Here is a 7,641-nt window from a genome sequence, read left to right on the forward strand (position 1 = left end):
AGATTCTTGCGAAATTGTTTCCACGGTAGATTCTTCCAGGATTCACTAGCATTGCTGCTGTGTCTAATCATGCTCTGACTCCAAACGTGTGTATTCTGAACACCTCTGACCAGTTACGGTCAGTCCTACCCGAACCCTGGGATTTCCGCTACTCGTCTAGCCTACTTGGGTTTTCGACCTCCCCTAGACCCTCGGTTCGTTTTTCTTCGTTCCCTCAATTCGATTGTTCGTTCCGTTAGGTGTAGCCAGTTCAACCACTGGATTCCCTAGACTCTTACCGCTATTGGGGTATTATGCGGCAGGAATTTACTCCAGTAAAGTCGGGGGTTTTTGTTATGCCCCGCTTGTGGATAAGTTGTTTTTTTAGGCTCTGTTTCACCGTAAGAACTTCCCGTTAGCGTCAGTGTCAGCCCATAACAGCCATCTGATTACGCCCTGTTCCCAGCTTCAGCCTCCAAAACTCCGAGTTTGGTCACTGTGGGCAGATAGGGAGTCATACCTGAGTCTGGTAGGTGGGACTTTCACCCACATCAAATCGAGAGTTCAAGGTTCTTTTTAAAGTTTTACCTTGGGTAGCCTATGTACGGACTGGTTACCGTGATTTAGCTACCAACGAATCGCACTAGCCCATCCACTCCACCCAATTGGGAGCAGCTGCCACCATTTGAGTAAAACCCTCTGGGCAAACTTCTTCAAATTCCAGCATCACCCCCCAACGCTGATCACTGGTTAAGGTACTGAGTATTTCTTTAACCACTTCCACCCCGCTTTCAACCTTGTGAGCAACTAACTGAGCATAATATTTAACTCGTTTCCACCAAGAATCACTGAATTGTTCATCTGTGTCCACACCCCCCCGTTTATTATTCCCATATTCATTATTGGGGGGTGTGGACGGAGGGTTAATGCCATACTGAGATTGCATTATAGCCGCATAAGCCGCATTACGTTCTTGTTCCTTTTGACGTTTCCTTTCTCTCTCCTCCCGTTGCCGTTGCCGATATTTCAGCACCTTTCGCACGAACGCCACATCATCAGTATTAAGACTGTAATATCTCACCCGCTTCCCATCCTCAAGCGGTCGGCGTGACTCAGTGGATAAACCCAATTGCGCGTGCTAAAACTGACTTCAACTGCTATTGCTGCATTAATATGGGAATTTGGAGCATTAATATTGCTTTCTATTCGTAGGCAAGGAAAAATAAAGAATAGTGTGGCCACAATTAATAGATGATTGAAATTGTTGAAGCAGACCTTAATCTGCCTGCTCATGCAGACGCTATGGTTCAATTAATGGATGAGTATGCGCTCGACCCAATGGGTAGTGGCAAAGGGCTGTCCGACTACGTTAAAGCAAATCTAACAGCAGAACTTGCAAAGAGAAAAGCGGCTCATGTCATTCTCGCCTTTGTCGATGCCGAACCCGCAGGGCTTGTTGTTTGCTTAGAAGGATTCTCTACCTTCGCGTGTCAGCCATTACTTAATATTCACGATGTCTTTGTTGCTTTACCCTATCGGCGTAGAGGCTTGTCTCAACTGCTGCTACAAAAAGCGGAGGAGATCGCTTTCGATTTGGGCTGCTGTAAACTTACGTTAGAGGTACTAGAAGGAAACCATGTTGCCCAGTCAGCATACAAGGTGTGCGGATTCAGTGGCTATGAGCTAAATCCCCAGATGGGCAAGGCGTTATTCTGGGAGAAGAAACTAGTACAGATGACTGATGAGGAGAAAAATTTTTCAAGCAGATTGATATGATTACTTGTTATTTGCGCTACGTTCTCGACCCTGACAAAATTTCGGATTTTGAAGCATACGGACTTATGTGGATACCATTGGTGAAAAAATTCGGTGGAAACCATCATGGGTACTTCCTTCCACATGAAGGAGCTAATAATATTGCCGTAGCTCTATTCAGTTTTCCCAGCCTTGCAGCATACGAGCAATACCGGATAGATTCCCAGCAAGATCCAGCTTGTCAGGAAGCCTATGATTTTGCACGTCGAACAAAGTGCATTGTCAGTTATGAGCGATCATTTATGCGTCCAGTTTTAGGCGATTTTAATAAAATTCCAAATATCCAATAAATCAGCTTGGGCTAACGATTTTCTGAAAATTATCGCCATTATGCGGATTCTTGCTGCTGCCATTGTTGTTTTGCCAATTCAATAATTTCATTCATGTTTAGTGGTTAAGAGAATGCCATCACCACTCATGATAAAGCTTTTCAACATAAGACAAAATTTCTTCGTTCGGCAGTCGAATTTTCGGTTTTTGTAGTGGATACAAACTCGCTACTGCCCTAGAATCTTGCTCAACCACTTTAGTAGTGGATGCTAGAAGCATTCTCTCAAAAAAAATTTTCAATCCAGGTACTTTGAAAAGAGGACTCTGAAAATTCCCATAGCAAAGCACAAAGGTTCGAGTTTGATGCTCTGTTTCCGGGTAAAGAATAAAAAATTGTAGAATTTCGCCTATTGGAAGTCTGGCTTTAAATAAAGCTGTTGAAGGGAAAGTGTACTCCAACTCATTTTTAATTTGTCTAGGTAAAGTCAACAAAGACGGGTTTTTTAAGACTTCAGCTAAAGAATTTTTGTCTCGTAAGAAAGTTTGAACAACTCTGGCAGCATAACCATTTTGTTCAAAAGATTCAACCGGGTTTTCTCGAATTCTGAATATATGACGATGAACACCGTTTTGATGATTGAAATCGTAATTGATTTTGATGCAATTGAGAAATGGAGCCGGAATACTGCTGTGTCCTACAATCCCTAAGAAACGAAGTTCTTTGGTTTGCTCAAATATCAGATCGGGTATCGGCAAACGAGGTTCGTAACTTCCATAAGTCCAAATCAGATCGCCTTGAACTACCAAATTCAACTTGTTTATCAGTGCTTCCCCTTTCGGTTTACCATCTTTCAACAGTTTTCCTTCACCATTGAATTCAAGTGCATGAAAAGGACAAGTTACGGAGTGGTTAGTTTTACAAATCCAGCCATCTGAGAGAGGCGCCTGCATATGAGGACAGGTGTTTTCCAGCGAAAAAATCTCCCCTTTATTGTTTTGCCAAAGGACATAATCACATCCGTTGAGTGTGAGTTTGTAAGGCTTATCGATAGCAAACATAGAACGATGAGCGACCAACCAAGGTGCGCCAGGAAGGATAGGCTTCATCTAGACACTCTTTCATACTGTTTGATTTCTAACCTATCCGTTATCCGAACGATGTGCATTCACCTTGGTTAAGAAATCACCTTCTGGTGTACTCTTCGCTTCAAACGACTGAGAGACTGTGGCTCAATACCCAAATATGATGCTAGATAATGCTGAGGAATGCGCTGCAACAGTTTAGGTTCCGTTTGTAGCAGGTTGAGGTAACGTTCCTCCGGGGGATCTAAAAATAGGGAAAGCAGTTTATCCCGCAAAGAAAAAGCAAGATCCTCGGCTACAAGTCTCAGAAATTTTTGTCCTTGAGGAATCGTCTCGAAGAATTGCATTACTTGATGGTCAAATATTATTACTTCCGATTCCTCAACTGCCTGAAACGAAAAACGAGTTGGTTGATATTTTTGAAAACTTTCATAATCTCCAAACGTCTGCTGTTCAGGATGAAAAAAAAGCGTGTATTCTTTCCCATTTTTCAACACAAATGTTCTGAGACAACCCTTCAAAGTGAAACCAACAAAATTACAAACTTCACCCTCTTGAACTAAGAACTCCCCTCTGTGCAATTTTTTGGACTTTATCAGGGGTTCAAGCAGCAAGAAGTCAATTTTGAAATCAGGGAAAAGTTGCTGGATGAATGTATAGAACGACTCGTACATTTGACAGCCCAGTTTTAAATCACTCAACCATTTAGGTTGCTCTGTGAATATCATACCCTCGCAACGGTTTGATACCGAACATTAGCATCTTCCTAGTAACTTCAACCTAGCCCCAACCCTGACTAAGTTGTACTGACTGGACTTTTTGCTTTAGTTGTTCGCCTTCCCCAAGGTTTTAGAACTGAAATTCCGATGATGATAAACAGGAAAAAAACTTGAATAACAGTTCCGAGCAACACACCTTTAACATCAAACCTATAAACCGGATTATTAAGGGCTTGTAATCCCTCTTGCTCTGAAAATCGAGCAGCAGCGTTGCTCCCGGTATACTCTCAGTTCGGGATATCCCCCATCAAGGATGTGTCTTCTCAATTGATTTACCCAAAGCCTCCTCCCCTCTCCCCACTATATAATCCTCTAGCTCCATCTTCGCTGCTCTCACTTATGTAAACTCCAACTATTTTTCTAGTCTTTTTAGCTTTAGATAAAAAGAAATAATTTTAGTTGCTAAATCTCTATTATCACTACATATTTACCACTACCAAAATATTTAGACTTGCTAAAAATCACCTATATGTTAGTATTTCCAAAGCATAACGGCAACCAAGGTTAGGACTCAACTATTTAACAACGCTATAGATGTTATCGAACAGAATTCAGGAGTCAGGAGTCAGAATGGGCTAAACCTTAGCTATCCGCTAACAGAATGAATTTTGACCGAAAAAGCGGATAGCGCAGCGTTAGCGGGTCCGCGAGCGTCGCGTCTTGATTCTGATTCCTGAATTCTGATTCCTGAATTCTTCTTCAATAGTTATGAGTTTACTCCTCAACCAAAATATCCACTCTACCTTGCATTTCTAGGTCGTATATCTCCAGACAAGGAGCGACATCATCATTAAAAGCTGCTATCAGATAGAAAAGACCACACGCAGCTACTCTCCCAAACAGTATATCTGATGACTTTGGGCAATAGATTAATTCAGCAAGCTCAATGATTTTATATACTTTACTAATTAATGAACAATTCATATTTATCTTCAAGCTAAAATCATAGTGAATAAGGACGAATATTGATCAGCCCTTAATCTGTACTTCATAGAGTATGACAGATGGGTGCTTAAGATTAAGTATTGTTCCAAGTTTGATGGTAAAAAAAGAGCCGTAACTTACTGAGAAATAACTACTGACCCAGAAACCATGCCAGAGAATTCAACTTCTTTCGTAATGACAAATCTTCAAGGTAATCTCAAAAAAACTTTAGGCGACTTATATGGCTTAAGAATCTGGGTAGAATATGGTTTTCGGCAGTGTAAACAGGAACTAGGCTGGACAGATTACCGTTTCACCAATTTTCAACATATTGAGAGGTGGTGGGAGATTATTTTTTGTGTTTACACGATGATTAGTTTAAATTCTCCAGTCTTCTTAGGCTTAAATCAATCTCGTCAAATTGAGACTGAGATACAAGAAAGAGGATTCAGTCCCCAAACTAGCTCAACGATAAAAAGTCCCAACCAAGCAAAGCCCAGCACTAGCATTGGCGTTTCTAGCCAATCTTCCAACTGTTGCAACACCTCACTGCGCTCATGATCTAATGTGGGCTTTGAGCGTTGGTTCAGATAGCTCATAATGAGTTAGAGGAATGAGACTGATACACTTTTAACTGTGCCCGTAATTGGGCAATTTCAGTCGCCATATCTAGCACCATTGCTGCTCCGACTAAGTTTAGCCTTAAATCTTGACGCAAGCGTTGAATCTGAGCAATTCGCGCAATCTCGCGGGAATGTAGCAAATCACCAATGGGTTCAATTACGCCTAACTCAACGTAAAACTTCACCAGGGTAATCGAAGTCTTAGTGATTAATGCAGCATATTCAAAGCTGTAAAGTTGTTCACCTTCGAGTGAAACCACGGTTTTTGAAAGGCTGAAGGTCATAATTTTATCTCCTCTAACTGGGTACGTGGGTTAAAGCTAGTGTTTGCCTGGATTTTTTCGTAATATTCTTGCTCGATCGCACTCAGGTCTTGCGGCGTGACAATCTGAAGTTTGGCAAATAAATCACCTCGTCCCCCTTTTGGCAATGTCCAGCCTTTACCGCGCAGTCTCAGCGATTGCCCCGATCGCACCCCTTTGGGAACTTTCATTGTTACGCTACCATCGGGGGTAGGTACGCTGATTTCTGCCCCTAAAACCGCTTCATCGGGGCGAATGGGAATGTCACAAACGAGGTTATCGCCCTCAAATCGATAGAAGGGATGGGTTAACACCTCGATAGTTAAATATAAATCGCCGCGCTGTTGAGAGAACGGACTAGGACGACCTTTACCCTTGAGCCGAATTCGACTACCTGGTTTTGCACCTGTGGGAATACGGACGTTGATCATTTCCTCGTCGAGTTGCAAACGCTTTTGGACACCGTGAAATGCTTCAGAAAATGTAAGTGCGATCGCAGCTTCGGTATCTGGTGCAGGGGCTTGAGAACGAAATCCACCATTAAAATCATCAAATCCACCAGTGGAGGTTTTACGTCTCGTTCGACCCAGTAAATCGTTGATAAACGAATCAAAATCGCCGTACTGATCGAAGTCGGTTGTACCAACATTAGTGGAACTGGGTGGCGGCGCTTCAGTATAACCAGGGTGATTCCAGTGCTGACCAAAGCGATCGTACTTCTGCCGCTTCTCTGGATCAGATAATACCTCATTCGCTTCATTGAGTTCTTTGAACTTTGTTTCTGCGTCTTTATCTCCAGGATTCAGGTCAGGATGATATTTGCGGGCAAGTTTGCGGTAAGTCCGTTTGATTTCTTCAGGGGTTGCGGTTTTGCTTACTCCCAAAATGGCATAGTAGTCTTTAAAATCTGTTGTAGTTGGCATCAGTTACCTCTTGTTCACGTAGCGGCAATTTAGGAGAATTGCAGGTTTTTTGCGGTGGGTGTATTTTCAGTTAGAGATAAGTTCCAATTCAATCATGCTAACAATAGCTCTCACGAAGTCTAGGGAAGCTTCACACTTTTTCTTTCAAGGCGATTCTTGTGTTTTGTATAAGCAAAGCCACTAGCAATAATCATCACAAAGGCAGGAGCCGCAAGCCATAACCAGAAACCAGGAAGTAACTTGATTAATAGAAGCTGACTATCAGGATTACTACCATTAGGTAACGGAAACCAATATGTTGAGATTGTGCCTGTAAAGCCTATAATAATTGAAGTCAAAGCAGAAGCTATTGAGAACTTGTATTTTTTCTGGAGAAAAAATTTACAGGAATACCAATAAAGTGGATTAGCCAACCAGCCAATAGCCGGCGCTTGAAGAAATAACAATCCAAGTATTCCCCCAATCGTAGCTTCAACCCCCTTCATGATATAAGTTGAACCTGTGTGTATTGTCTTGGGTTCGATTATCTCAAAAGTTAGTGCTGGCAAGCTAAGTGCCATTATATAAATAAATAAAGATATTCCTAATAAAAACAAGGGTTGTGTTAAGAAAGATGCTTTTTTCATCAGGTGGATTCTATACAGAGTTACTCGGCTATTCAAGATAAGATGAGAACAACATTGAAAGTGCAAATTGATGTTTGTTTTGATTGCAGTTCATCAACACGCAAACTCATAGTGAATCTCTGTAGTTCTTCCTTTAAAATAGAGCCGAGTGCCTTCTGGATACTCCCATCCCACCTCGCCTTCTAAGGGAATAAGCATCCCATTACAAACTGAATATTCCCAGAATCGACCGACCCAAGGCATAGCAGTCAGCTTGTCACGATACAGCCTTTCCGGCTGTTATGAGGTACAGTAACAGCAATTAGCAAACCAGTTTC

General features: G+C 42.0%; 9 protein-coding genes and 2 pseudogenes. 3 read left to right on the forward strand and 8 right to left on the reverse strand.

What is annotated here, in order from left to right; all coding sequences use genetic code 11:
• Nucleotides 1–622: 622 nt before the first annotated feature.
• Nucleotides 623–1,108, reverse strand: coding sequence for a hypothetical protein (locus tag ACM0OS_RS27535; RefSeq protein ID WP_414546359.1), 486 nt, complete (start codon nt 1,106–1,108; stop codon nt 623–625).
• Between the two features lie 122 nt (nt 1,109–1,230).
• On the opposite strand from ACM0OS_RS27535, the gene ACM0OS_RS27540 reads away from it, so the two are divergent.
• Nucleotides 1,231–1,755, forward strand: a complete 525-nt coding sequence (locus ACM0OS_RS27540) for a GNAT family N-acetyltransferase (protein ID WP_414546361.1) — start codon at nt 1,231–1,233, stop codon at nt 1,753–1,755.
• Complete coding sequence (locus ACM0OS_RS27545; protein ID WP_414546362.1) at nt 1,752–2,084, forward strand: NIPSNAP family protein; 333 nt, start codon at nt 1,752–1,754, stop codon at nt 2,082–2,084. The genes ACM0OS_RS27540 and ACM0OS_RS27545 overlap by 4 nt, the downstream gene beginning before the upstream one ends.
• Before the next feature lie 118 nt (nt 2,085–2,202).
• Here ACM0OS_RS27545 and ACM0OS_RS27550 read toward each other — a convergent pair whose 3' ends face one another.
• Nucleotides 2,203–3,171 carry a Rieske 2Fe-2S domain-containing protein gene (locus ACM0OS_RS27550; RefSeq protein ID WP_414546363.1) on the reverse strand — a complete coding sequence of 323 codons (969 nt, stop codon included), beginning with the start codon at nt 3,169–3,171 and terminating at the stop codon, nt 2,203–2,205.
• A 68-nt stretch (nt 3,172–3,239) separates the two neighbouring features.
• On the reverse strand, nt 3,240–3,875 hold the full coding sequence (locus ACM0OS_RS27555) for a Crp/Fnr family transcriptional regulator (RefSeq protein WP_414546364.1): 636 nt from the start codon (nt 3,873–3,875) through the stop codon (nt 3,240–3,242).
• A gap of 1,092 nt (nt 3,876–4,967) precedes the next feature.
• Here ACM0OS_RS27555 and ACM0OS_RS27560 point away from each other — a divergent pair.
• Nucleotides 4,968–5,288: pseudogene (locus ACM0OS_RS27560) on the forward strand (transposase); the annotation flags it as partial.
• A gap of 2 nt (nt 5,289–5,290) precedes the next feature.
• Here ACM0OS_RS27560 and ACM0OS_RS27565 read toward each other — a convergent pair.
• The 5 genes and pseudogenes from ACM0OS_RS27565 to ACM0OS_RS27585 form a co-directional block, all read right to left on the reverse strand.
• Nucleotides 5,291–5,449 (reverse strand): annotated as a pseudogene (locus tag ACM0OS_RS27565) (potassium channel protein); the annotation flags it as partial.
• Nucleotides 5,446–5,757, reverse strand: coding sequence for a chaperone modulator CbpM (locus ACM0OS_RS27570; RefSeq protein ID WP_414546365.1), 312 nt, complete (start codon nt 5,755–5,757; stop codon nt 5,446–5,448). The pseudogene ACM0OS_RS27565 and the gene ACM0OS_RS27570, both read right to left, overlap by 4 nt.
• The gene (locus tag ACM0OS_RS27575) at nt 5,754–6,698 is read right to left on the reverse strand and encodes a DnaJ C-terminal domain-containing protein (RefSeq protein WP_414546366.1); all 945 of its coding nucleotides are present in this window, start codon (nt 6,696–6,698) and stop codon (nt 5,754–5,756) included. The genes ACM0OS_RS27570 and ACM0OS_RS27575 overlap by 4 nt, the downstream gene beginning before the upstream one ends.
• 119 nt (nt 6,699–6,817) lie before the next feature.
• A complete protein-coding gene (locus ACM0OS_RS27580) occupies nt 6,818–7,324 on the reverse strand; it encodes a hypothetical protein (protein ID WP_414546367.1) in 507 nt (168 codons plus the stop codon).
• Nucleotides 7,325–7,417: 93 nt separating this feature from the next.
• A complete protein-coding gene (locus ACM0OS_RS27585; protein WP_414546368.1) occupies nt 7,418–7,591 on the reverse strand; it encodes a DUF6920 family protein in 174 nt (57 codons plus the stop codon).
• Nucleotides 7,592–7,641 lie beyond the last annotated feature (50 nt).

The sequence above is a fragment of the Nostoc sp. CCY0012 genome, from assembly GCF_963920855.1.
Taxonomy (GTDB): Bacteria; Cyanobacteriota; Cyanobacteriia; order Cyanobacteriales; family Nostocaceae; genus Cyanocohniella.